The organism is Gracilibacillus massiliensis, from assembly GCF_001458115.1.
Classification (GTDB): domain Bacteria; phylum Bacillota; class Bacilli; order Bacillales; family Amphibacillaceae; genus Gracilibacillus; species Gracilibacillus massiliensis.
Genome location: NZ_CZRP01000007.1, coordinates 24,977 through 50,532, shown reverse-complemented (window position 1 = coordinate 50,532; position 25,556 = coordinate 24,977). Strand labels below are relative to the sequence as shown.

The following is a 25,556-nucleotide window of genomic DNA, read 5'->3' as shown; positions in this document are numbered from 1 at the left end:
TATTACTCCCCCTACTTTGTCTTTAATGCTCTTAATTCATCTATATTGAATGCATATTTTTCATTACAAAAATGACAAGATGCCGTTGCGCCATGATCTTCACGAATCATCGCGTCGATTTCTTCATTTCCTAAACTTTGGATCGCTGTTTCTAACCGTTCTTTTGAACAACCACATGAAAAAATTACTGGTAATTGCTCAAGTATTTTTAAACTGTCCGTTCCTAAAATGATATTCAATATCTCTTCAGGAGTTTTTCCGTCTTGAACCATCGAGGATATTGGTGGCATACTTGCAATGCTCTCTTCGATTTTACTTATAGTATTCTCCGATGCACCTGGCATCATTTGCACTATAAATCCACCAGCAGCTAAAATACTATGATCTGGATTCACTAACACACCAGCTCCAACTGCAGAAGGAACTTGCTCTGAATTGGCTAAATAATAAGTGAAATCCTCACTTATCTCACCAGAGACAATAGGAACCTGTCCAGTAAAATGGTTTTTTAACCCTAAGTCTTTGACAATACTAAGGGTCCCCTCTGTGCCCACTGCTCTTTTAACATCTAATTTCCCTTGCTGGTTTGACTCAAAATCCACGTGAGGGTTAGTGACATAACCTCGTACTTCACCCTTTGCATTAGCATCGGTTATAATCGCTCCGATTGGTCCTTTTCCCTCCACTTTTACAGTTAATTTATTCTCGCCTTTAAGCATGGCACCGAGCATGGTCGTAATGGTGATTGTTCTACCTAATGCAGCAGATGCTGTTGCCCATGTATCCTGTCTTCTCCTTGCTTCCTCTACTGTTTCGGTGGAGCGAATAGCGTAAGCTCTCACTTCGCCTTCGTACGCGGTTGCTTTCAATAAGTAATCATTCATATTCAAACTTCCTTTCTTTTAACCAAAATCTCGCTCATTCTTTAGATAGATTTCATATAAACCTTTTAATGTTAAATAAGGATCAACAATATCAATCACTGACGAATCTTTAGCAATTAAAGTTGCTAATCCTCCAGTTGCAATTACTTGCGGTGAGCCGGCTGTTTCTTGTTTTATTCGATTGACCACAGCATCTACTTGTCCTACATAGCCAAAATATACCCCTGATTGCATCGCTTCTACTGTCGACTGACCTAAAACTTGATTCGGTTTCTTTAGTTCAATTTTAGGTAATTTCGCTGCATTTTGGTAGAGTGCCTCTAGAGATATATTAATACCAGGCGTGATGACACCACTGACATATTCCTCATTTTCATTAATATAACAATACGTAGTTGCTGTCCCAAAATCAATAATAATACTTGGAGCACCGTATTCTTTAATCACACCTACTGCATTAACGACACGATCCGCCCCTAATTCCTTAGGGTTAGGATACTTCATTTTTAAGTATGGATTCACTTTTTCGTCACCAATTATCATCGCACGACAATGAAAGTATTTATCTGCCATTCGTTGAAGAGCAAATAGTATGGGGGGCACAACGGATGAGATAACGATCCCATTAATATCTTGAAAGGTTAATCCTTCATGTTCGAGCAGGGACTTAATAAACATTGCGTATTCGTCTTCTGTTTTATTTTTATCGGTTTGCATTCGCCATTGATAGGTTAGTTGTCCGTCGCGAAAAACACCTAAAACCGTATTAGTATTTCCTACGTCTAATACAAAAATCATAATATCCTCCACATATTTCTTTTATTAGTATACTTACTTTCATATTGTATATTTTGCAGGACACTCCCCGCAAGTTAATTGATTAATTATCACTAGAAAAAACAAACCTCTTCCCTTCCTGAACCTAATAAAGATACTACACAACAACTGATGCAGTAATTTGGACATTGTTTTAACTGGTTATACCCGCTCCGGCTGCCCACTTCCCTTTCCGTGGGGTTTTCCCTTCAGCTAACTTTTTCAAGCACAAATCGCTTGAAAAAGTGGATCTTCAGGTAAAACATTCCCACAGGAGTGAAAGTGGGCGGCCTGCGCTAATATATTTGTTCTACAACTGCTGTGACAGGTAGCATTTTGAGCTTTTACTCCAAATAATGAATTTTTAAAATGATAGAAATACCGATATGCCTCCTTATGCTAGCGTTGTAAAATATCAAATTAGCGCAGGCGTCCACTTCGACTCCTGGGGGATTAGCATGATCTGAAGATCCACTTTGAAAAGTGCTTTTCTTTTGAAAGTTAGCTGAAGAGCATGCCCCCCCGGTATAGGATACACTGCGAAAACTTGTTTGAGCAGATGTTGACTTATGCCCGTGGTAAAAGCGAAGTGGGCAAGCCGGAGCGGTTGGTACACTCACATTTACTGTCATAATGACCACATCAATTTATTGCGAAGTATCTTCCTAATATGCAGTGGGGTGATGCTTATTTTGATGGGTTTGAATATGTTCGGGATGGTTATTGTTTTTGTGATAAAAGAAAGGCAGTTCCTGGTTTGTTAGGAACTGCCTTTGGTTTTATTGTTTATCTTTGTCGTCGGATTCATCGGTTTTTTTGTCTTTGTCGAAATAGCTTTCCGAATCTTGATCAAAATAACCTGGCTCAACCTCCGATTTTGATTGAATGTTTACTTTTACGTCAGATGACTTTTCCTCATCACTATCTTCATTACCTTCTTTATCCGCCTCTGAACCTTTAGGAGTTTTTTCTTCTCCGTCTTGTTCTGAAACGACTGGATCAGGTAATTTGCCTTCCTCAAATAATGATTTGATTTGGTTGGCATCCAATGTTTCAATTTCTAGCAACGTCTTTGCAACAAGCTCTAACTTATCTCGATTTTCTGTTAGAATTTGCTTCGCACGATCATATGACATTTGGATAAAGTTTTGTACTTCCTGATCAATTTCATAGGCGATAGCATCACTATAGTTCTGCTCATTTTGCATATCTCTACCTAAAAAAACTTGACCGTTACTGCTTCCAAATTGTAATGGACCAATTTTCTCACTCATACCATATTCCATTACCATCTTACGAGCAATCCCTGTCGCACGTTGGAAGTCATTATGTGCACCTGTACTTACTTCACCAAAAATAACTTCTTCTGCTACACGCCCACCTAATAGACCTGTAATCTTATCAAACAATTCTGGCTTTGTCATAAAATAGCGATCCTCACGCGGAAGCATGACAGCATAACCACCAGCTTGACCACGAGGTACAATCGTTACCTTATGTACCATGTCTGCATCATCTAACACCATACCAATAATGGTATGTCCACTCTCATGATAGGCGACAATATTTCTTTCTTTCTTAGAAATAACCCTACTTTTCTTAGCAGGTCCTGCAATAACACGATCAATCGCTTCATCGACATCTTCCATGCCAATTTTCTCTTTGTCATGTCTAGCCGCTACAAGCGCAGCCTCATTTAACAAGTTCTCTAAATCCGCACCCGAAAAACCTGGAGTACGCATTGCAATTGTTTTTAATTCTACATCATCTGCCAGAGGTTTATCACGAGCATGTACTTTAAGAACATCCTCACGTCCTCTTAAGTCTGGTCGATCTACCGTAATTTGACGGTCAAAACGTCCTGGACGTAACAAGGCAGGGTCTAGAATATCCGGTCTGTTTGTCGCAGCGATAATGATAATACCTTCATTTTCACCAAAACCGTCCATTTCAACTAGTAACTGATTTAGGGTTTGCTCACGTTCATCGTGTCCACCACCAACACCAGCGCCACGTTGACGACCAACTGCATCAATCTCATCAATAAAGATGATACATGGTGCATTTTTCTTTGCATTTTCAAATAAATCACGTACACGGGATGCCCCAACACCTACAAACATTTCAACGAAGTCTGAACCACTTATAGAGAAGAATGGAACTCCTGCTTCACCCGCAACCGCTCTTGCAAGTAATGTTTTACCAGTACCTGGAGGTCCTACTAATAAAACCCCTTTTGGAATCTTGGCACCAATCGCAGCGAATTTGCGAGGATCTTTTAAGAAGTCTACCACTTCTACTAACTCTTGTTTCTCTTCATCCGCACCTGCTACATCACGGAAACGAACCTTTTTCTTTTCTTCATTGTACATTTTCGCCTTACTTTTACCAAAGTTCATAACACGGCTTCCGCCACCTTGAGCTTGGTTCAGTAAGAAGAAAAACAAAATGAATATAATAACAAATGGAATCATAGTGGTTAAGAATGTAACCCATCCACTTGGTTGTTCCTCTTCCTTCACATCTAATATCCCTTGATCTGTTGCAATTTGCGTTACAGATTCTACAATTGTAGGACTATTGGGGATATTAGTAATAAAACTGTTATCTTCTCCCTCTAGTTCCCCCACAACTCGCATGACACCATTGGATGGGCGCATAACCATTTCCTTGATTTCATTATCTTCTAAAACTTGCATAAACTCATTAACTTTTAATTCTTCAGCCTGGTTGTTTTGGCTTGAGAATACTGATATGATCCCTATTACCACCAAAAATATTAAGAAATAAAGGATCACATTACGTATAATCCGATTCATTGCCTACCTCCTCCCGAAACGAGAAAACTATAGTAAATAGTATCATATTGAAAGACTTTATGACAACTAATTACAACTGATACATGTTTAATTTTTAATTATTCTTCTCCACCATATATTTCTGGTTTCAAAATACCGATATAGGGCAAGTTGCGATATTTCTCTTGATAATCTAATCCATACCCTACAACAAATTCATTTGGAACTTCAAACCCTACTACATCTGCTTTTATATCAACGGTTCTTCCCTCAGGCTTATCTAGTAAAGTAACGATCTTAATCGACTTCGCTTTTCGATATTTAAAAAGGTCTACTAGATAACTAAGGGTTAAACCACTATCTATAATATCTTCAATAATTAAAATGTCGCGACCTTCTACTTTCGTATCTAAGTCTTTGACGATTTTTACTTCACCAGAAGAACGCATTTCATTTCCATAACTGGAAACATCCATAAAATCCATTTCCAAATGGGTATTAATAGAACGTAGAATATCAGACATAAAAGGCAAAGCTCCCTTTAGCACACCAATTGCCAATGGAAATTTCCCGTCATATTCTTGTGTTAATTGTTCACCGAGCTCCCTGCATTTTACTTGAATTTGTTCTTCCGATATGAGCACTTCTTTTATTTCGTTATGCATCATGCTGCCTCCTATTCATTTGAATCTGTGTATGTTAGCACAATATACTTGCTGCTTGAACTATTTTCCTTTATTTCTGCCTTCTTCAGGCCAACGATCCACAACAATGTTCCATCCGCACCAAAAATCAGTGGCCAACGATCCCGTTTGTATACAGGTACTTTCTCATCAATAAAAATATCTTTTACTTTTTTATGTCCATTTAATCCCTTGACCATCATTCGATCACCTGGCTTTCGTACTCTCATACGTAAAGGAAATAGTGACTGATTTTCTTTTGGAATATGTAAAGTATGATGATCTTCGTGGCTAGCTCTCGAGGTATAACCTACTGATAATGTGGCACCATTAGTTAATGATACGATGCTCGGAACTTTCAAAGTTTGCAGGTCAGCCCATTCCTTATCAAATTTTTCAAGAAAATGGAATCGTATTTCCTGATAATTTTTAGTGACTTTTAAGGATGCTGGAAAGTCTAAAGATACATTGCTTTTCACTTGTTTCAATAAAGCAAAGAAATCTGCTTCATGTTGGTATGATAAATCTCTAGGCACACCTTGATAAAGATAGTTTAATATTAGATGAAAGGCTCGCCTTTGTAAAGCTATTGGGTATGCTTTGAATGATTCGATATCAAAAAAAACCATATTTTCTTCCAAACTTACAACGTTCTCCAACAAATCGTTTGCTTTTGATTCCAAATAGTTTTGATCTTCTGAAGCACGTTCTGTCATTGCTTGTATATGTTGATGAATCTGGTCATTCTGTTGCTTTAGCAACGGCAATACCTTTAACCGGAAAAAATTACGCGTATATGTGGTGGATTGGTTGGAAGGATCTTCCCTTGGAACAAGTTGATATTCCCGACAGTATTGATAGATTTCATCTTTGGATAAACATAAAAAAGGTCTAACAATATATCCATTAGCAAAGCTCCGTTTTACAGGTATTCCTTGTAATAGAGACGGATTAGATTGACGAACCATTCGCATTACTACGGTCTCTACTTGATCATCCCCATGGTGTGCCAACGCTAAGAGGTCTGCATTTACTTCCTTCATCGTCTCTTCAAATACTTGATAACGCAAAGTACGTGCTGCTAGTTGTGTTCCTTCTTTATGTACGCTCTTACGACCTTTTACATCTACTTGTTTGGCAATAAAAGGAACACCCCATTGCTGGCATATGCTCTCTACATATTTCACATCATCGGCAGACTCATCACCCCGTAATCCATGATCAATCGACACGACCACAATATGTAATTGCCATGCATTTTTTAATGTTAGTAAATATCGTAATAATAATAGAGAGTCTGCACCACCTGAAACCCCAACTAATACGGTTGCACCGTTATGTAATAATTGATGTCTCTCGATAAATGATAACACCTGATCTTTCAAACACCACCACCCCATCCAGTTTCTTTTACACTATTTTAACATACTATGATCTAAAATACGTTTTATCACATAAATAATGTAACATAAAGATAACAAACGCCTCCAATGGTTAGAATGCTACCTACTTCTAGTAATGGATATAAACGATCTTGCTTTTTACTTCTTTTATGTGTTGCACCTCTTTTGTCTCTTTTATTCTTCTGATCCATAAAATATGTTAATAAATAATTCTTTACCTGTTCCGCATCTTGAATAGAACCATGAATAAGCATCAATAATAAACGCCTTAGTGGATCAATGTCAACGGCTTGATTTATTTTATACTGTAGCGTTTTTTTGGGACTATTCCCTCTTGCAAACCCATTCGGATAATAGATTCGTACGATCACCATTGCTAATGCAAACAAATCATATCCTGGATCTGCTTTCCGTGAACCGCATTGCCAATAGGCTCGATCGTAAAATTCCGTATATTCTTTAATCGCTCTACCTTGTAATGTCGTACCACCTACATCTACCCACCTTAACCTGGCAGGTTTTCTGGAAACAATTAAATTCTCAACCTTCAAATCACCAAATACATATCCTTCTTGATGCAATACTTGCAAATCCTTCGCAAAACCAATTAATAAGGACACTAACCATTCGTGCCCATTCTGCCTAATAAAATCATGCAAGGTATTCCCTGAAATATACTCCATTACATAAAAGGAATATTGATATCCGTTTGTTGCTTCATAATCATCGACATCTATTAAAGAAGGTCCAAGGTGATATCCTTGAACCGCTTGAAAGGCCTTTAACACATTTACTTCGGAGCTAATCGACGAACTCTGTTTACTCAATTTCAGTGCCACTTGTTTATTACCATGTACACACAAATAGACCGAACCAATTGCACCATTACCAAGCTTTTTTACAATATGATAATGGTGATGATGCCATTTTCCTTTAATAATTTGACCCTTATTTATATGGATGTCAGGCTTCTTCGATGTTTGTGTAATCATCTTTGATAAATCTCCTTCGTAGCGAGCTTTTTCCAAATTGATACATCGCTTCTTTCAGAGCTGGACCGGTAGGTGTAATACCTCCACTTGAAATTTTGGCAAAAATGCTTGAAATAGATTCAAGTTTCGATGTCCAATCTACCAACTGCTGAATCGCTTTTTTTCTTGCAGGAAATTGATAAACCGCAAAGCGACTGCGCCCAATTCGTGCATTCATGCTAATCGAAAGATCTATTAAAGCTTCTTGTACTGTCGGTAGCTTATTTGTCATACTCGCACTTGTATCTACCAAAACTAATACTTCCAGATCACATGTTTCTCCAAGCTCATCAACTACTTCCATCACTTCTCCGCGTTGATCTGGTGGCAATTCTTCCATTGTTTTTTCATTTCCTAGTATTTGCGTTAGCTCTTTATTCACTACCCCTTGTAAGGTTTCGTTCATTGCCTGTTTGGTTACGGTTTGAACAGTCTGAGAAAGTGTTTCTTGATAAACGATTTGGCTCACACCTTGTCCACAACTTGCAATCTCTTCCACTTCTTCAAGTCCTTCCGGTTGTTCAGAATGATGATCTTCTAAAATTCCAATAACATTAACGGTAATCCCTTGTTCTGCTACTATACTTGCGATGTGTGCTGGGTCTTCTCCTTGATTAGAACAGCCATCGGTAATTAAAAGAATTTGTTTAAGAGTCCCTGTCTTCATTGTATTTATTCCTCCTAATTATTGGTCTTTCGTTTGTTAGTAAGATTCGCCAATAAATGGGAGAATTATACCTATCAAAGTGAGATCTCAGCTGATATTTTCCCTTTCAAACTGACGAAATGACCGAATGGGTGCCCATTGTGGCTGGTTTTCTTTTATTTGAGCGACGAGCACGGTCATATCATCTTCAATTTCACCACTTTGCGTACGAATCACCTCTTCTAATAAGAGATCTGCCATTTCTTGCGGTTCTTTTGTTTCCATTTCCAAAAGTTTTCGTTTTAACCACATATCGACGTTCTCAATCTCTTTTGGACCCTCAAAAATACCATCACTCATCATAACTAAGAAGTCTCCATCCCTTAATTGCGAGCTAACGACATCTACTTCTACTTCTTGTATGATCCCTATTGGCAGATTGCTAGCCTCTATTTGTTCGACCGAATCATGTCGTAATATAAAACTAGGCGTAGAACCGACCTTCAAGAACCGAACAGCGGCATGATGCAGGTCGATCATTGCCAAATCCAATGTAGCGTAAATTTCATCATTTGTTCTAAGAGCTAAGATCGAGTTAATCGACTTAATCGCCACTTGTTCATGTAAACCAGATTCTAATATTTGCTGCAGGAGCCTTAACGTTTCTGTACTTTCTTCGTGCGCTCTATCTCCATTTCCCATACCGTCACTAATAGCTAAAGCATATTTTCCAGCCCCTAGATCCATTGCTTTATAACAATCTCCAGACACCAGCCCTCCTCCTTTCGCTGCATGGGCGACACCTGAATCGATGACATACTTGCGAGCAGAACCAAAAGTAAAGAAGCTATGCCCTTTAGCAAGCGGTGATAGATCTTCGGTTACGACAATTACGGTTTCATCTAATATATCGGATAAAATGGGAGCAATTAATTTCGTCGCTTCTCCGTGATAATCTTGAAATAAAATTACCATTTCAATATCCACGTTTCCTTTTTCCAGACTGTAAATATCCAACTTCTCTAATTCGATACCAACATGCTTTAAAGCAGCTACAAGCTCAATCTCTTGCTGTTCATGATTTTCTTTCTCTTTTAAAATTTCCACAGCAAAGTTCTCCATCACCTCTGATACACCTTGTAATTGGTCTGCAACAAAACGTCTGCTTTCTAAAACCTGTTTCTTTAACTTCTGATTTGCCTGGAAGAACGACAATTCCTGCTGCATCGTATCGATTACTTTCTTGGATTTAATGCAATGATTTTCAAACTGCCTATTTGTAATATTATTCAATTGATCATCCACTTCTAGTTGCTCTTTCACATCGCGCATGAGTTGATAGGTATCATCGAATTGTTGAACCCAACATGTTTCTTTCTTGAAGCAGGTTTGGCATGTTTTTTCTGTCACATTGCTTAAATAATAATCAACCTCTAAATCTTGTTCCTGTAATTGATGGGATTCTGTTTGAAAACTACGAGACAATGCCTTGAACACATTAGAAAATCGCTCGACTCTATGTGCTGTTACATTACGCACCTTTTGTAAATACTGTTCTTGTTCTCTTGAATGTTCAACTGTTCCGGGAATATACTTGGCAATTTGTTTAATCCATTTACTCGGTGTTACTAAAAAAATAAATATAGCTAATGTAGATTCCAATAAGGCTACTGCTAGCGTGGTTACAGAATCACCGTATAGACTTATTAATAAGGTACTAATTAACAGACCGAGACTAACAGCTAATTTATTACCTTCTTTTAATAAACCACCTAACAAACCTGAAAATGCCAACAAACTCATCTGATACATATTCGCAATATTCGCTAGACTCAGTATTAACCCAGCCACAACCCCAACAGTAGATCCTATAGCAGCTCCACCAACTAATGAAAGTACTAAAACTAGATATCGTGCAAGTACTTGCTCCATTTGAGCTTCATATAGTTGAACACCAATTAAACCAGTTAAAATCGACGCCACCAAAATAATAAAACAAACAATTTCTTCATTTTTTAATAGCGGTTTATATCTTTTTGGTGATAATAATGGAATACTTTGCATAAAGATAAGTAATAAAACTGCTGCCAGTATACCTTCGACGATAGCGATAAGCCATTCTATATAAGTTAACTCCACTGTCATAGCGTATAAACTTAATCGAGGAACAGATGCGGCAACAAAAACAAATAGCGGTAATAGTTTTTCGATTGCTTTTGATCGGGACATAAATAGGCACAGCACCATTAAGACAGCAATCGATAAGAAGATATAGAAGCTGTGTGAAACATTGTAAGTGAAAGCCCCTAATAACGAAAACGAAATCAGAGGAAATAGCTTGTCTCTGCGTAAAAACCATACTGCTGCGACAAACGCAATCACAAAAGGGGATAGGGTAGAAAGAATGATTGCTCGTCCTAACAAAAAACCGATGATGCAAAGAAGCAATCCTTTCTCAAACATCAATTTGGTGCCAGTATCAGAGATTTTTTTTCGGAAGCTCATAAAAGTTGATTCATTAGTAGAAAGAAAAGACTTTGGTTTATTTTCCGTATATGTATTCATATATATCACTCCTCTTTTCACATTAAATCACAACTCTTATTTATATTTTGTCAAAACAAGGAAGTTGCCGTTCTAAAAAGTTCGACTCCATTCTTCTAATGAGAAATAATCCGACATCCCCAACGTTACCTTCTCTTTTGTAATCAAGACTTACAATTCATCAAAAATGCTAGGTATTCCCCATAATTTCCTGTCTGATTTATAAAGGACAAAGGTTTACTTAGGCGAAAAACGTGTTTAAATATGGGGAAATTTCTAATTGCATGTTGACAGATAGGACTGGCTGATGTATTATATTTTTTGTGTCTTTCAAAGGGAGATACATTTAATTAAACATGATGGCGGTGTAGCTCAGCTGGCTAGAGCGTACGGTTCATACCCGTGAGGTCGTGGGTTCGATTCCCTCCGCCGCTATACCAAAAAAGACTTGGCAACCGCCAAGTCTTTTTCTATTAGAAGCAATAAATGTGAGACTGTTATCAGTGGGAGGATTATCCGACATAACCCTGGTGGTAATTTTGACATGATGTATGAGTGTGGTATCCGCTACGGCTTGGCCACTCCCCTTTCCATGGGGTTTTTCCTTCAGCTAACTTTTCCATGCAAAAACCGCATGGAAAAGTGGATCTTCAGGAAAAACGAGTCCCATAGGAGTTGGAGTGGCCGCCTACGCTCAATGAGATTCTTCAACTTTTACAAATGCTGTTATTTGGAATTATCTCTAAAATATTTACCACAAAAGATTGTGATTATAGCAAAAATGCATCCTCTTGCTTTAGTTGTAGAGTAAAAAAAGCGAAGGCGTCCGTTTCCACTCCTGCGGGAATTTTTTATCCGAAGATCCACTTTTTAAGCGAACTATGCTTAAAAAGTTAGCTGAGGATAAAAACCCGCGGAAAGGGAAACGGACAAGCCGGAGCGGTTGTTAAGCAGTTCTAAAATTTCATAATTACCACAAGAGTTATGTCGCATTGTCATACCCAAATGCTATTAACTACTGGGATTTTCTTGGTTAAAGCAAAAAAGCTACCTATGATCGGTAGCTTTTTTGTTTACTTATATATAATTACGAGTCACATCCGTCTTCTCTCCATTACATAGACAGCAAGTGTTTAGCCTTTTCTCGCCCCTCGTCCTCCGCGCTTTGATTCTGTTTGCTTTTTAAGTGTAGCCAAGCGATCTTCAGAATCTTTTAAGAAGCGGTTCATTTTTTGTTCAAATGATTCGCCGCGATCACGGTTATTTTTTGGATTGCCTTGACTTTTACGACGATTGGACGGTGGTGGATTATCCTTTGCTTTCTTGATAGATAAACCAATCTTTCCATCGTCTTCCACATTAAGTACTTTTACTGTGACTTCGTCGCCAACAGTTAAGTGTTCATTAATGTCTTTTACATAATTATCGGCAACCTCACTAATGTGAACGAGACCTGTCTTTCCTCCAGGTAACTCAATAAAAGCTCCGAAATTAGTGATACCTGTTACCTTACCCTGCAACTTGCTGCCTACTTCGATTGACATAAAAAAATTGCTCCTCCTTAAAATTTTAAAAAAATATGCTACTGCTATATTATAGCCAAGCAATTAAAACGGTGTCAATAAGATGGATCCTCTTCCGGTAATTTAAAGACGATCTCTCCTTCTTTCGTAAAGAAGTAATTTGTTTTTGCGATTTGCAAAAGATATTCTTCATCATTTAATAGCTCTATTTCTTCGGCTAACTGCTTTTCTTCTTTGTGCAGACTTGTTAACTCAGTTGATAGCTCTGAGTATTCTTGTTTCATACCTTGGTATTTCGCTCGTTGATCCAAGTGAAAAGTAACGAGGCTGATCATGGTGAGCGCAACAATCATGCCAAATAACATTAAACGACGATGTAATTTTTTCTTTTTTCGTTTCTGACGTTCCATTTGGGCATCGTATTGCTTTATATATGCATCATTTATACGAGATACTTTACTGCGTCTTGACATATTCACCACTGCCTCCTTGTAAGAGCTTAATCTTTATTTTTTATTTTACTATAAATCCGATAAAATGGATGTAGATATTTTTGCGCATTTTTAGGTACCATATTAAATAAAACAGAAAACAAAGCCCTAATCGGCCAACTAATTACTTTTAAAATGGCTAACAGTATTGTAATAAAAAAAGTAAAAACCTTTGTAATACATACGATAAATACTGTAATAATAAAAATAATAGGTCGTACAATCAGGAGTTCAATGGTACGATATAAAAAGCGGTAAATATCATGTAAGATTCGAAAAATAACATCTAATATGCGACTAAATACCTGTTCAATGAGACTTTTGAACATTGCATAACCGCATATTACTGCTAAAAATACATAAAACCGTAAAATACCTTCATTGATTAAAAAAAGAATAACATAAAGTACTACTGCTTGTAAAAGCCAAAATAATATTTCTAACAGATACTTCCATGTTATGCTAGATAACCATAATCGTTCCAGTCGTTTAAAGGTGTGGTAACTGGCTCCGAGGTAGACACCAGATAATACCATACTAATCATCGTGATAAACTGTGTGCTAAGTGTCATTTAAAAAGCTTGCTAAACAACCCTTTAGCTTTCTCCCCGTGTTGCTCGTCCAAATAGGAAAGCTCGTATATCTTACCTTTAATAGAAACATGACCTGCTTCTACATCCAAGTTTTTCATCTGTAAATTATCACCACGGATAACAAGGTAACCCATTACTGTTTGCAGGAGAAATTCTTCACTATCAAAGCTATCTACTTCTTTTACACCATCTATTTCTAACAAGCGACGGTTTGTCATTTTTACATGATGTTCCATTTGCGGTGCTGGCATTGTTTTTTTATCATAGTAATTCATTTTATTCCCTCCCTTTTATCCATCACTAATATATGAATAAAAGGACAAGTTTAGAACAAGGATGATAGAAAACTATTGATTGATATATTCCTCATGTTTAATGGTATATAAATCACTTGCTTCATCTTTTTTTACTGTTTCTTTTAACAGATCAATTGTAATTGTCAGTAGCTTTTGACCAAATTGAATTTTCAATTCGTCACCAACCTCTACATTTGTAGCCGCTTTGGCAACATTACCATTTACAACGATTCTCCCTTGATCAGCGATTTCTTTAGCTAAAGTTCTGCGCTTTATTAAACGCGAGACTTTCAAAAATTTATCTAGTCGCATAGATAATTCCCTTCCTCTTAGAAATAATTAATTATCAAATTGCTTTGCTTCATCCCAAAACGTATCGAGTTCTTCTAACGTAAACGTCTGCCACTCTCTGTTTGTTTGCTTTACTTTTTGCTCTACAAATTGAAAACGGTCTTTAAATTTATGATTCGTACGCATTAAAGCAATTTCTGGATTAATTTTATAATATCTTCCTAAGTTAATCATTGCAAATAGTATATCTCCAAATTCTTTTTCTTGCTCTTCTAAATCTCCCCGTTTACATGCTTCTTGAAACTCGTTTATTTCTTCATAAACCTTTGCCCAGATCGGTTCGACCTCCATCCAATCAAACCCTACTTTTGCTGCTGCTTTCTGAATTTCCTCCGCAAGAAGCGATGCTGGTAACCCACTGGTTAACTGATCCAATAAAGTCTCGGGTGTTTCCCCTTTTTCCTCTTGTTTAATTTCTTCCCAATTTTTTATAACATCTGATTCGTTCTCCACCTCTACATTTCCAAAGACATGTGGATGACGACGAATCATTTTTTCCGTAATACTATATATTACGTCATCGATTGTAAAAAACCCTTCTTCTTCCCCAATTTGACTATGTAACATCACTTGTAAAAGAATGTCTCCTAATTCTTCTGCTAGTCCATCATCGTCTTCTCTATCAATAGCTTCCAATACCTCATAGGTTTCTTCAACCAAGTACTTCTTTAGTGATCCATGGGTTTGTTTCTGATCCCACGGGCATCCTCCTGGTCCGCGTAAAGTGGAGATAACTTCCTTTAGACGGAAAAACTGATGATTTAAGCTTTCTTTTTTTATCGGTGGGATGTAGACACTTGTTAAATTACTTAATGTGGTTTGTTGATCTAATTCTACCAATGGGACTTCCTTAATCATTTCTGATTCACTACCCACCGCTTCAACGATATAGATAGAATAGTCAGCAGGTAGATCTTCTAATAAGCTTAATTTCACTTCAGAGGCAATAAAAGCATCATATACCTGACAAAAAACAAGATGTTGTTGATATTGTAATTGTTGACGTTCAAAAGATGTAGCATCAACAAATTGAAATCCTTCGATTGGATCAATTTTTAATGCGGAGAATAAATCGTCTAAAAAACTTTGACCCCCTACAATATCTACTGTAACTTCTGGGTGATTTAATAATAATTGTACGGTTTGTTCTGCTAACATCGGATGTCCAGGTACAGCATATATAAGGTTACCCTCAGCCTTAGCTGTCTCTACTAGCGTGTCACAAATTTCTTGGTAGACAGCTTCAAATTGATCGTGTTTTTCATAAACATCATCAAATGAGCTGAATGTGATCAATTCTTTTTGTAATGCTTTAATAACTGGATGATCTTCTGTCCGGACAAAACAGTTGTTTCTTCCATTCGTTAATTTGCGGTAAATCCCGATTGGAAATTGATTAAAGTCTCCTGCTCCAAGTCCAATAATTTCAATGACTGGTTTCATATAATCTCTATCCTTTCTTCCATTTACTAGGTATTGGCAGTAAAGCTAGTTCTTTAGACGATACGATTTTTCCATAAATAACAACTATAGCATAGACAACAAAACCTATGATCACACTCGCTATTACAAAAAAGAACAATACTAAACGATTATCCATTTGTAATAGATACGTACTCGCTAACTTTAAAGCAATTAAGGAGATAGCCGTCAAAAAACTAGCGAGGATTAATTTTAGCCAGGATATAACAAAAATACGAGTATGCCCTGTGATGTTCCGTAATAAAACATAATTACCTATGAAAATAAAGCATACTGTTATTAAGGTAGCAACCGCCCCACCTGGAATTCCCAGCCATGGAACGAACCATTGATTAAGTCCTATTTTTATCCATAGACCTAAAAATAAAACAAATGCCGTCCACTTCATATACCCAAACCCTTGTAGGGTAGAGGCCGTCGTGACAGATAACGAAGTAAACAATAATGACACAGCAAGTATCCTTAAACTCATCGTACCCATTTCATTTTTAAAAAATAATTGATTAATTTCCGGCATCAGTACGATTAACCCAACAGTTGCTCCGATTGAGATTAAAAGACAAATCTTTGTCGTTAAACGAATTTTTTCGAGAGTTTCCTGCCGATTCATTTGCCAATTCATTTTTGTTACTTGCGGTACGAGCGCCATTGCAAAAGAGGATCCCACAATGGTGACTAGCTGTATTAATGGCTGGCCTCTATCAAAGATTCCCTTCCAAGAAGTAGCTTCCGCTAAAGAATGTCCATAATCCAGTAATCCTGGCACTACTGTGAACGCATCAGCCAATTGCATCAAAAGTAATAACATGTGATTTAAGCTAATAATAATACCTGCTAGAACAATAGATCGAAAGAGGTTACTTAGCGATATTTCTGGTGCTTGGCTCACAACTGAAATCTTAAGGTGTTTTTTACTATACAGATATAAAAAAGCAAAGGACGTACTTAGAGCTACTATACTTGCTATTACAGCTCCGTCTGCTATCTGATAGACAGAAATCTTTCCTTGATAAATAAAAATAGCGGTGAGAATAATAATAGCTGCTCTTACGATTTGCTCGATCATTTGTGAATAAGCGGTCGGTTGCATACACTGTAATGATTGAAAGCCGCCCCTTAACAGCGCTACGAACGGGACAAATAAAAATACCCATGCCGTATGTCTAATTGGATCGATTAAATAAATATCTCCCATCCAGTCGGCAATTACAGGACTTAACAAAAAAATCGCTAGAAATATAAAAATCGACACACTCATTAACGTAGTGAATAATTGGATATAGATTGCTTTATGTTGTCTATATTTGTTATGTTCTGCCAGATATTTAGAAATAGCTGCCGGGAATCCGTATAAAGCGAGCATAAAGGCTATCCCTAAGATAGGATACACTTGCTGATAAATATAAAAACCGACATCGCCCGTTAAGTTTTGTAACGGTATTCGGTAAAACGCACTAATCACTTTACTAAATATGCCTGCTAATAATAAAGCAAAGGCACCTTTATAAACATATTTGGTCTCTTCCATCGAAAACTTCCTTCAACATCTAAATTCCTAGCCATTATACCACAGCCAATCGGAATAAGAACTAAGTAGACACAAACTGCAAAGTAATGAATACTTCATCACATAAAGAATAATGATGAGTGAACTACCACCGCTACGGAAAAAACACTCCCTTTCCGGGGGCACGGCTTCAGCTAACTTTGAAAAGAAAGAAACTTTTCAAAGTGGATCTTCAGCTCGTGCTGTTCCCCCAGGAGTGTCGCATTTTTCCTCCGCTTTGTAGAGATTTCTGTTCAAATAAGAGGAAATAAACTATCAAACAATATTCTAGCAGTTACTTTATTTGTAGAACATCACTAAAGCGTAGTCCATTTACGTAGACTCCTGCGGGATTAGCGTCTTCCGAAGACCCCGCAAGAAAAGCGATCTTTGCTTTTCTGAGGAGGCTGAGGTGACGCCCGCGGAAAGCGAAGTAAATGGGCGGAGCTTTTGTCTACCACTCATCACATTTTCAAAGTTTACAGTGCAGGTACTTCGCTGTTTAGTTTTATTGTTAATGGTTGTTAAAAAACCTCTAGCTTTTGGGCTAGAGGTTTTGGTTATTATTGATTAATTTGAAAAATGTTTTTGTCTTCTTTGTTTATATTGCCTGATGCGTTAAGTTGAATCGATTGACCCTCTTCTAGATTGGTAAAAATGATTGGTGTTACGGTGGAAGGTGCATTTTTGCTAATGTAATCAAGATCTACTTGCATTAAAGCTTGACCCTTTTTGATTTGATCGCCTTCAGCAACTTTAGCAGTGAAACCTTCCCCTTTCAAATTCACCGTATCAATACCGATATGAATCAAAATCTCTGTACCATTTTCCGCTACCATACCGATGGCATGCTTTGTCGGGAAAATATTAAGGATTTTACCATCAACAGGTGACACGATCTCTCCGTCTGTTGGTTTAATCGCAAAACCATCACCCATCATTTTTTGTGAAAATACTTGGTCAGGAACCTCTGACAATGGCATCACTTCCCCTTGCATCGGACTCACGAACTCAAGATCAGCTACTGCTACGCTTTCGTTCGAATCTGCTTCCTGATCTACCTCTTTCGTATCCGCCTTTTTAGTCGGGGTTTTACCATCGATAATATCTTGCATTTGGCCTCTTATTGTATCCGATACTGGACCGTAAATAGCTTGAATATTATTACCGACTTCCATGACACCAGAAGCACCTAACTGTTTTAAGCGTTTCTTATCTACTTTATTTTTATCATCCACACTCACACGCAAACGAGTAATACAAGCATCTAAGTTTGTAATGTTTTCTTGGCCACCCATCGCAGACAAGATTTCATATGGACGGTCATCTACTTCTCCGTCATCCTCAGAATCTTCTGCCTCATCTTCACGACCTGGTGTCGCTAAGTTGAATTTCTGAATTGCAAAACGGAAACCGAAGTAGTAAATCACAGCTAAAATTAACCCAACGATGATGACCCACCACCAGTCCGTCCGGTTGGGCATAATACCAAATAAGATAAAGTCAATTAAACCACCTGAGAAAGTCATCCCGATTTTAACATCTAATAAATACATCGTCATAAATGACAACCCTGCAAAAATAGTGTGAATCGCAAATAACAAAGGTGCCACAAATAAGAACGAGAATTCAAGTGGCTCTGTAATACCTGTTAGGAAAGAAGTTAGGGCAGCAGAGAACATAATACCTCCAACCACTTTCTTTTTCTCAGGTCTTGCAGTATGGTATATCGCTAGTGCTGCAGCTGGCAAACCGAACATCATGAACGGAAATTTACCTGTCATAAAGTTACCTGCATCAAAATCAACACCATCTTTTAATTGTTCGAAGAAGATTGCCTGGTCGCCACGAACTAATTCTCCTGCTGCATTCGTGTATGAACCAAATTCAAACCAGAATGGTGAATAAAAGATATGATGTAGTCCAAAAGGAATTAGTGCTCGTTCAATTACACCAAATATAAAAGTTGATATCGTTCTATTTGTTTCCAACATTAAATGTGATACTGCGTTTAAACCATCTTGAGCAAATGGCCAAACTAAATACATGACAATCCCTAAAATTAAGGATGTAAAAGCTGTAATAATCGGTACAAATCGTTTACCTGCAAAAAAACCTAAGAATTGTGGAAGTTCTATATTAAAATACCGATTATACATAAAGGCTGCGAGTATACCGACGATAATACCACCAAATACTCCTGTTCCTAAGGTTGGTATACCGAGAACACTTTCATAGGCAGGTTCTGACGTCATTTCTTGCGTTATATCACCAAATACACCCATGGTCACATTCATAATTAAGTAACCAATAATAGCAGCAAGTCCTGCTACACCATCACCTTTTGCCAGACCTATGGCTACCCCTACTGCGAACAGTAATGGCAAGTTATCAAAAACAATCCCACCAGCTTCGGCCATTACCTCTAATATTTTTTGAACAACGTCATTTCCAAACCAAGGAAACTTCTCTACCCATTGATCTTGGGCAAAGCTTGTACCAAACGCTAATAAAATCCCAGCAGCTGGTAGCAATGCTACGGGTAGCATTAATGCTTTCCCTACTTTTTGTAGCGTACCAAATAAATTGGACATACATATTCCTCCTCTTATTTTTCAATATAGGTTCATGCATCACATTTTTATTCAATAAAAAAAGACATGAGTAAAAGGTTATAAATGTTTTAGAAAAGGATGGGAGTATACACTTCTCCCATATCTTTTCCTAAAACAACCTTTTTACTCATGCCTGATCGTATCAGTAACACGTTTATGATTGCGTTAATCGTTGCAGATGAATCGTTAAATAGAGCACTTCTGATTCGTCTACACGTGTATGTAATTGTTGTTGCATGACCTTAATTAATTTCCAAGCAAGATTATAGCATACTGGATAAGTAGATTTCAACACTTTAGCTAAATTTGTTTGTTCTCCTACTTGTTCCCCTTGGTATACCCTTTCAATAGCCCGGTGAAGATGTTGAATAAGCCGGTTATAATTAATATTATGTCGTTCTAACTTTAAATGTAAGGTCTGCTCAATAATATCTACCAACTGTGATATTAATTGATGATGACGGTTCATATCATGGATTGTTTTATTCGTAACGGCACTATGAATATGTAAGGCAATGAATCCTGTTTCACCCTCTGGAAAATCAACACCGACTTTGTCCTTAATGATGGAAACAACTTCATGTGCTATACGATATTCTTTTGGATACAAAGATTCAATTTCAAATAAAAAAGGATTTGAGAATTGCACTTTTTGATGTGCGCGATTTATAGCAAAGGATAGGTGATCCGTTAAAGCTACGTGGATATGCTCATGCAATTTTTCTCCCATTCTATCCTCAATTAAATGGATAATGTCATTTAACACTTCCATTAATAAAGGATCGATATAAGATACTAATTGTTTATATTGCGCTTGTTCCTGCTCATTTTTCAAAAGGAATGTTTTCTCTGCTTGATCCTGTGGTACAACATCGCCTTTGGATTTTCCAAAGCCGATACCCTTTCCAATTAAAATAACTTCATGATACAGTGGATGCGTTGCTATTAAGACATTATTATTGAGTGCTTTCTTCACCTTCATCTGCTCTTCCATGTCTCTCCACCTCAGTTCGAATTCAACAGCTATTAACCTATTGTACTAAAAATTAACCGAGATATCACCTGTTTAATTCGAGTCTGTCAGCCAAAGAACATTGTGCCATAACTCTGATAGCAATTTTGAAATAGTATATGTGCGTGGTATCCGCTCCGGCTTGCCCACTTCCCTTTCCGTGGGGCCGCCTACGCTGAATGAAACTCTACAAATATTGCAAATGCTAGTATTTTGGATTGTTACAAATATGAATATACTTTGTTAAATATGATAAGTAATCTTAAGACAAATTCATAAACGATATTGAATAACGCCAACATGATTATTCTGACTATAGTTGTAGCGCATAAAAAAGCGCAGGCGTCCGCTTCCACTCCTGCGGGATGTTTTTACCCTAAGATCCACTTTTTAAGCGAACTGTGCTTAAAAAGTTAGCTTAGGGTAAAAACCCGCGGAAAGGGAAGCGGACAAGCCGGAGCGAGTGTCACGCAGTCATAATATCTCATAATTACCACCACAAAACTGTCGCGCTTTGCTTCTTATCTGCAATTAAAAAATCCGAACGATTGCGAGTTATAATTGGTATAATTCGCGTAATCGTTCGGATTTTTTTCCAGCGGTAACACTGGTCTTTATTCCATTTGTTTTGCTAAAAAGGTGGCTGCGGTTTGGGCAGACTTTTTCTCTGCATCACCGAATTCTCTTTTTTCTTTGGTGAACAATACCATACAACCAATTGGATCCCCTCCTGCAACAATTGGCTGTAATAAGTATGCTTCTAATTCTTCCTCTTTATTTTCGATCACTTCTATGGTACTTTTGCTTGTTTCGATAACAGATTCACGACTATCCATTAATTGATCGATTTTTTTGGAAATATTTTTACCCAAATAGTCTTTTTTAGACTCACCAGCAACTGCGATATATTCATCTCGATCACTAATAAGGACTGATAAATCTAAAGAATCAAATAATGCCTCAGCATACTCTGTTGCAAAATCACCTAATTCACTTATCGGAGAATATTTCTTTAAAATAACCTCCCCATCACGGTCCACAAAAATTTCGAGAGGATCCCCTTCTCTAATCCGTAACGTTCGGCGAATTTCCTTTGGTATAACTACCCTTCCTAAATCATCAATACGACGTACAATACCTGTAGCTTTCATATTAATCATTTACCTCACTTTCTATAATAGAACATCACATACATTTATTTCTTCAAATGAAATAATTATGTCGTAAGGTTAGTATGATTAATTAATTTGGAAACTATACCTATTCTAGGACGATAATTTCAATCTACTTATACTACAGTGGTGTGTTTCATTTCCTGAAGGGTTTGAATAAATTCCTCTAATATATCATAACGTTTGATGTATTGCTGTTTTTCAAATTTAAATGTTACTTTTAATTTCTTATCTTCTGTTCCTAACTGAATCAATCTGCCGTATTGATTCGCAAATTCAAACAGTTTCGCTCCATCTAATTGTTGGCTCTTCTCTTCATCTACTATTACCTCGATTTTCTGTTTGCGTTCGCTTATCGATTCAATCCGTTCTTTCTTCGACATCATTTTCAGAGTAGAAACATGAAAAAGATTTTCTACTTCTTCTGGATAATCTCCAAAACGATCAATTAATTCCTCACGTAAATCATGAATATCTTCCTGTGAATAAATAGCCTGGAATCGCTTATACATATCAATTTTTTGCTTTTCATCTGGAATATACTCATCAGGAATATAGGCATCAATTTTTAAATCTAATTCCACTTCAAATGGCTTAACCTCTTCTACCGGTTTACCTTGTTTTTTAGCTTCTACTGCTTCATTTAGCATCTGAGAATACATATCAAATCCAACTGAATCAATAAATCCATGTTGTTGTGAACCTAAGATATTACCGGCCCCACGTATTGATAGATCACGCATCGCAATTTTAAACCCTGATCCAAGTTCGGTAAATTCTTTTATTGCTTGCAACCTTTTTTCTGATACTTCTGTTAGAATTTTATCCTTTTGATACGTGAAGTAAGCATATGCCACACGGTTAGATCGCCCCACTCTACCACGTAATTGATAGAGTTGACTTAATCCCATACGATCAGCATCATATACGATCAATGTATTTACATTTGGGATATCTACACCTGTTTCTATTATTGTCGTACTAACTAAGACATCCGCTTCCCCATCTAAAAAGGAAAACATAACATTTTCTAATTCAGATTCATTCATTTGACCATGTGCAACTGCCACACGAGCATCTGCCACGAGTGCTTGGATTTCTTCAGCAATTCGTTCAATCGAATCTACTCGATTATATAAAAAGAATACCTGACCACCACGAGCTATTTCTCGCTCAATTGCCTCTCTCACCAATGGTCCATTATATTCCATTACATATGTTTGGATTGGAAAACGATTTTCCGGTGGGGTTTCAATGACAGACAAATCTCTTACCCCTAGCATCGACATATGCAATGTTCTTGGTATAGGCGTTGCGGTTAATGTAAGTACATCAACATTCGTTTTTAATTGCTTGATTTTTTCCTTATGTTTAACACCAAATCGTTGCTCTTCATCGACAACCAATAATCCTAGATCTTTGTAAATGACGTCCTTTGATAGTAAACGGTGGGTTCCTATTACAAGATCAACCGTTCCAGTCTTCAATCCTTTTAAAGTCTCGGTTTGTTGCTTTCTTGTACGAAAACGACTTAATAAGCCAATGTTGATTGGGTAATCTTGAAACCTTTCCATCACGGTTTCGAAATGCTGTTGTGCTAATATTGTTGTCGGTACTAAAATCGCAACTTGTTTACCTTCAGCAATTGCTTTAAAGGCGGCTCTTATGGCTACCTCTGTTTTACCATAACCTACATCACCACAAAGTAAGCGATCCATAGGTTTTTCCTGCTCCATATCCTGTTTAATCTCTTCAATACAGCGCAATTGATCGTCTGTTTCCTGATATGGGAACGATGCTTCAAAATCACGTTGCATTTCAGAATCAGGCGAAAATGCAAAACCTTTTGCTGCTTCTCTCTCTGCATATAATTTCATTAAATCATCGGCAATATCTTCAACTCTTGACTGTACTTTACTTTTTACCTTTTTCCAGTCATTCCCGCCTAAGCGGTATAGTTTCGGTTCTTTTCCCTCTGATCCAACATATTTTTGCACAAGATCGATTTGATCAATTGGTACAAATAATTTATCATCACCTGAATATCGCAGTAACATAAAATCTTTATGCAAACCATTTACTTCTAATGTTTCGATACCGATATAACGTCCGATCCCATGATTGCTATGAACGACATAATCACCAATTTGAAGCTCTTGATAACTTTTGATTCGCTCTGCATTCGAAATTTTTTGCTTTCTTTTTTTTCTAGGTGATTTCTGCTTAAATAATTCATTTTCAGTAATAACAGCAATTTTGTGCATCGGAAGCTCAAATCCACCACTTATGTTACCCGGCGTTATAACCGTTTGTGCTAAGGGTAAACTTGGTAATGTCTCACTGATGGCGGCCGTCATTTGATAATCTTCCAAGACCGATTGGATTTTTTCCATTCTGCTTTGATTTGGAGCTAGAATAATGACAGAAAAGTCTCCTTTATGCCAACGCTCCATCTCATTTTGAAGCAAATTCATTTGCCCGTGAAATTGTTGCATAGCCCGACAGGATACGTTGACAATATTCACGGGATTTGTATTTGGGATATGTCTTAAAAATACAGACAAGAATAATTTTTGCTGCTCCATATTGTTCCATACTTCTAACCAGTCATAGGATAGCTTCATGTCCCTAACCGCTTTACCTCGTTGTAAATTATCTTTTAGCCATTCATGTTCCTCATCATCCAAATGATTTGCTGTTTCTTGAATTCTACTCATTTCATCAAGCACAATTAATCCATCACTTGATAGGTAATCTAGTAAACTATAGGTTTTCTTATAAAAGAAAGAAGCATACTTTCTAATTTCTTGAAAGCGTTCGCATTGATTTAAACGGTCTATATCTGCATGGATCGTCTCGGTCAGAACTTGCTGATCTGATTTATTTTTAACTTTCTTTAATGTGTCATCTAACGATTGTTCTAATTTCTGTGCCGCTGCCACTAGATCACTGTCTTTTAATAATAATTCCGTTGCTGGCAGTACGGTTGACTGCTTTACTTTATCTAGCGACCTCTGTGATTCCGAATCAAAATAACGTATTGAATCAATTTCATCATCGAATAGCTCAATACGAATTGGCTGTTCTTCGGTTAGCGGAAAAATATCTAAAATACCGCCACGCAAACTAAATTCACCCGGACTTGCTGTCATATCTTGTCTGACGTAGCCCATGTCAACTAACTTTTGTACCGTTGTCTCTATGTCAATTACTCCATCTAATTGAAATTCCAGTTGGTATTCCTGCCAATATTCTACTGGTGGTAACATTCGTTTTAATGCTGCCACAGGAGCTATTAAAATACCACTTTTTGCATTTAGCCAGTTGGTTAATGCCGCAATTCTTTGACTCAACAATTCCGGACTAGCTATTGCTAATTCCGCTGCTAGTAATTCATTTACAGGATACAAATGGACCTCTTGTTGATCTGTAAACTCTAACATGTCCTCATACAATTGTTGTGCTTGAGTTAGTTGATGGGTGACAATAATTGTTTTTTTGTTGGAAGCTTCTTGCACCATGGAGGTAAACATACTTCTGGCAGACCCAGATAAACCCGATACTAATTGTTCTTTAAGACCAGATTCTATACCGTCAATAATCGAATACACGTCATCGCGGTTTTGTAGATATTGTTTTATTTCATACATAATGCTCCCCCTAAATTCCT

The 25,556-nt window shown here is 37.2% G+C and carries 19 protein-coding genes and 1 tRNA gene; 1 reads left to right on the top strand and 19 read right to left on the bottom strand.

The genetic code is table 11. The features are described 5' to 3' along the window. Window positions 1–11: 11 nt before the first annotated feature. From hslO to spoIIE, 8 genes are all read right to left on the bottom strand, one after another. Complete coding sequence (gene hslO, locus BN3107_RS00375) at window positions 12–884, bottom strand: Hsp33 family molecular chaperone HslO (protein ID WP_058305669.1); 873 nt, start codon at window positions 882–884, stop codon at window positions 12–14. Between the two features lie 18 nt (window positions 885–902). Then, entirely contained in the window at window positions 903–1,682 is a 780-nt protein-coding gene (locus BN3107_RS00370) for a type III pantothenate kinase (protein WP_058305668.1), read from the bottom strand. A gap of 797 nt (window positions 1,683–2,479) precedes the next feature. Beyond that, window positions 2,480–4,519: an ATP-dependent zinc metalloprotease FtsH gene (gene ftsH, locus BN3107_RS00365; protein WP_058305667.1), complete on the bottom strand. Its 2,040-nt coding sequence runs from the start codon at window positions 4,517–4,519 to the stop codon at window positions 2,480–2,482. A gap of 98 nt (window positions 4,520–4,617) precedes the next feature. After that, on the bottom strand, window positions 4,618–5,163 hold the full coding sequence (gene hpt, locus BN3107_RS00360) for a hypoxanthine phosphoribosyltransferase (protein WP_058305666.1): 546 nt from the start codon (window positions 5,161–5,163) through the stop codon (window positions 4,618–4,620). 11 nt (window positions 5,164–5,174) lie between these two features. Next, the gene (gene tilS / locus BN3107_RS00355) at window positions 5,175–6,566 is read right to left on the bottom strand and encodes a tRNA lysidine(34) synthetase TilS (protein ID WP_058305665.1); all 1,392 of its coding nucleotides are present in this window, start codon (window positions 6,564–6,566) and stop codon (window positions 5,175–5,177) included. A 65-nt stretch (window positions 6,567–6,631) separates the two neighbouring features. After that, complete coding sequence (locus tag BN3107_RS00350; RefSeq protein ID WP_058305664.1) at window positions 6,632–7,576, bottom strand: protein kinase domain-containing protein; 945 nt, start codon at window positions 7,574–7,576, stop codon at window positions 6,632–6,634. Further along, a complete protein-coding gene (locus tag BN3107_RS00345) occupies window positions 7,548–8,282 on the bottom strand; it encodes a vWA domain-containing protein (protein WP_058305663.1) in 735 nt (244 codons plus the stop codon). Before BN3107_RS00345 ends, BN3107_RS00350 begins: the two co-directional genes overlap by 29 nt. An 87-nt stretch (window positions 8,283–8,369) precedes the next feature. Continuing rightward, window positions 8,370–10,826: a stage II sporulation protein E gene (spoIIE, locus tag BN3107_RS00340; protein WP_058305662.1), complete on the bottom strand. Its 2,457-nt coding sequence runs from the start codon at window positions 10,824–10,826 to the stop codon at window positions 8,370–8,372. 340 nt (window positions 10,827–11,166) lie between these two features. Here spoIIE and BN3107_RS00335 point away from each other — a divergent pair. After that, window positions 11,167–11,240, top strand: a tRNA-Met gene (locus BN3107_RS00335). Window positions 11,241–11,938: 698 nt separating this feature from the next. Here the strand turns inward: BN3107_RS00335 and BN3107_RS00330 are convergent. The 11 genes from BN3107_RS00330 to mfd form a co-directional block, all read right to left on the bottom strand. Continuing rightward, the gene (locus BN3107_RS00330) at window positions 11,939–12,349 is read right to left on the bottom strand and encodes a S1 domain-containing RNA-binding protein (protein ID WP_058305661.1); all 411 of its coding nucleotides are present in this window, start codon (window positions 12,347–12,349) and stop codon (window positions 11,939–11,941) included. Between the two features lie 74 nt (window positions 12,350–12,423). Next, complete coding sequence (locus tag BN3107_RS00325) at window positions 12,424–12,801, bottom strand: FtsB family cell division protein (RefSeq protein WP_058305660.1); 378 nt, start codon at window positions 12,799–12,801, stop codon at window positions 12,424–12,426. Between the two features lie 26 nt (window positions 12,802–12,827). Then, the gene (gene yabQ, locus BN3107_RS00320; protein WP_058305659.1) at window positions 12,828–13,391 is read right to left on the bottom strand and encodes a spore cortex biosynthesis protein YabQ; all 564 of its coding nucleotides are present in this window, start codon (window positions 13,389–13,391) and stop codon (window positions 12,828–12,830) included. Further along, complete coding sequence (gene yabP / locus BN3107_RS00315; RefSeq protein WP_058305658.1) at window positions 13,388–13,687, bottom strand: sporulation protein YabP; 300 nt, start codon at window positions 13,685–13,687, stop codon at window positions 13,388–13,390. The genes yabQ and yabP overlap by 4 nt, the downstream gene beginning before the upstream one ends. 72 nt (window positions 13,688–13,759) lie before the next feature. Further along, window positions 13,760–14,020, bottom strand: a complete 261-nt coding sequence (locus BN3107_RS00310) for an RNA-binding S4 domain-containing protein (protein WP_058305657.1) — start codon at window positions 14,018–14,020, stop codon at window positions 13,760–13,762. A gap of 27 nt (window positions 14,021–14,047) precedes the next feature. Continuing rightward, window positions 14,048–15,502: a bifunctional methyltransferase/pyrophosphohydrolase YabN gene (gene yabN, locus BN3107_RS00305; protein ID WP_058305656.1), complete on the bottom strand. Its 1,455-nt coding sequence runs from the start codon at window positions 15,500–15,502 to the stop codon at window positions 14,048–14,050. A gap of 7 nt (window positions 15,503–15,509) precedes the next feature. Further along, a complete protein-coding gene (locus tag BN3107_RS00300; protein WP_058305655.1) occupies window positions 15,510–17,069 on the bottom strand; it encodes a putative polysaccharide biosynthesis protein in 1,560 nt (519 codons plus the stop codon). Window positions 17,070–17,650: 581 nt separating this feature from the next. Next, window positions 17,651–19,681, bottom strand: coding sequence for a glucose-specific PTS transporter subunit IIBC (gene ptsG / locus BN3107_RS00295; protein WP_058305654.1), 2,031 nt, complete (start codon window positions 19,679–19,681; stop codon window positions 17,651–17,653). A 175-nt stretch (window positions 19,682–19,856) separates the two neighbouring features. Continuing rightward, window positions 19,857–20,696, bottom strand: coding sequence for a glucose PTS transporter transcription antiterminator GlcT (glcT, locus tag BN3107_RS00290; protein ID WP_058305653.1), 840 nt, complete (start codon window positions 20,694–20,696; stop codon window positions 19,857–19,859). Window positions 20,697–21,328: 632 nt separating this feature from the next. Continuing rightward, window positions 21,329–21,865: a stage V sporulation protein T gene (gene spoVT / locus BN3107_RS00285; RefSeq protein WP_058305677.1), complete on the bottom strand. Its 537-nt coding sequence runs from the start codon at window positions 21,863–21,865 to the stop codon at window positions 21,329–21,331. A gap of 137 nt (window positions 21,866–22,002) precedes the next feature. After that, complete coding sequence (gene mfd / locus BN3107_RS00280) at window positions 22,003–25,536, bottom strand: transcription-repair coupling factor (RefSeq protein ID WP_058305652.1); 3,534 nt, start codon at window positions 25,534–25,536, stop codon at window positions 22,003–22,005. Between the last annotated feature and the right edge of the window lie 20 nt (window positions 25,537–25,556).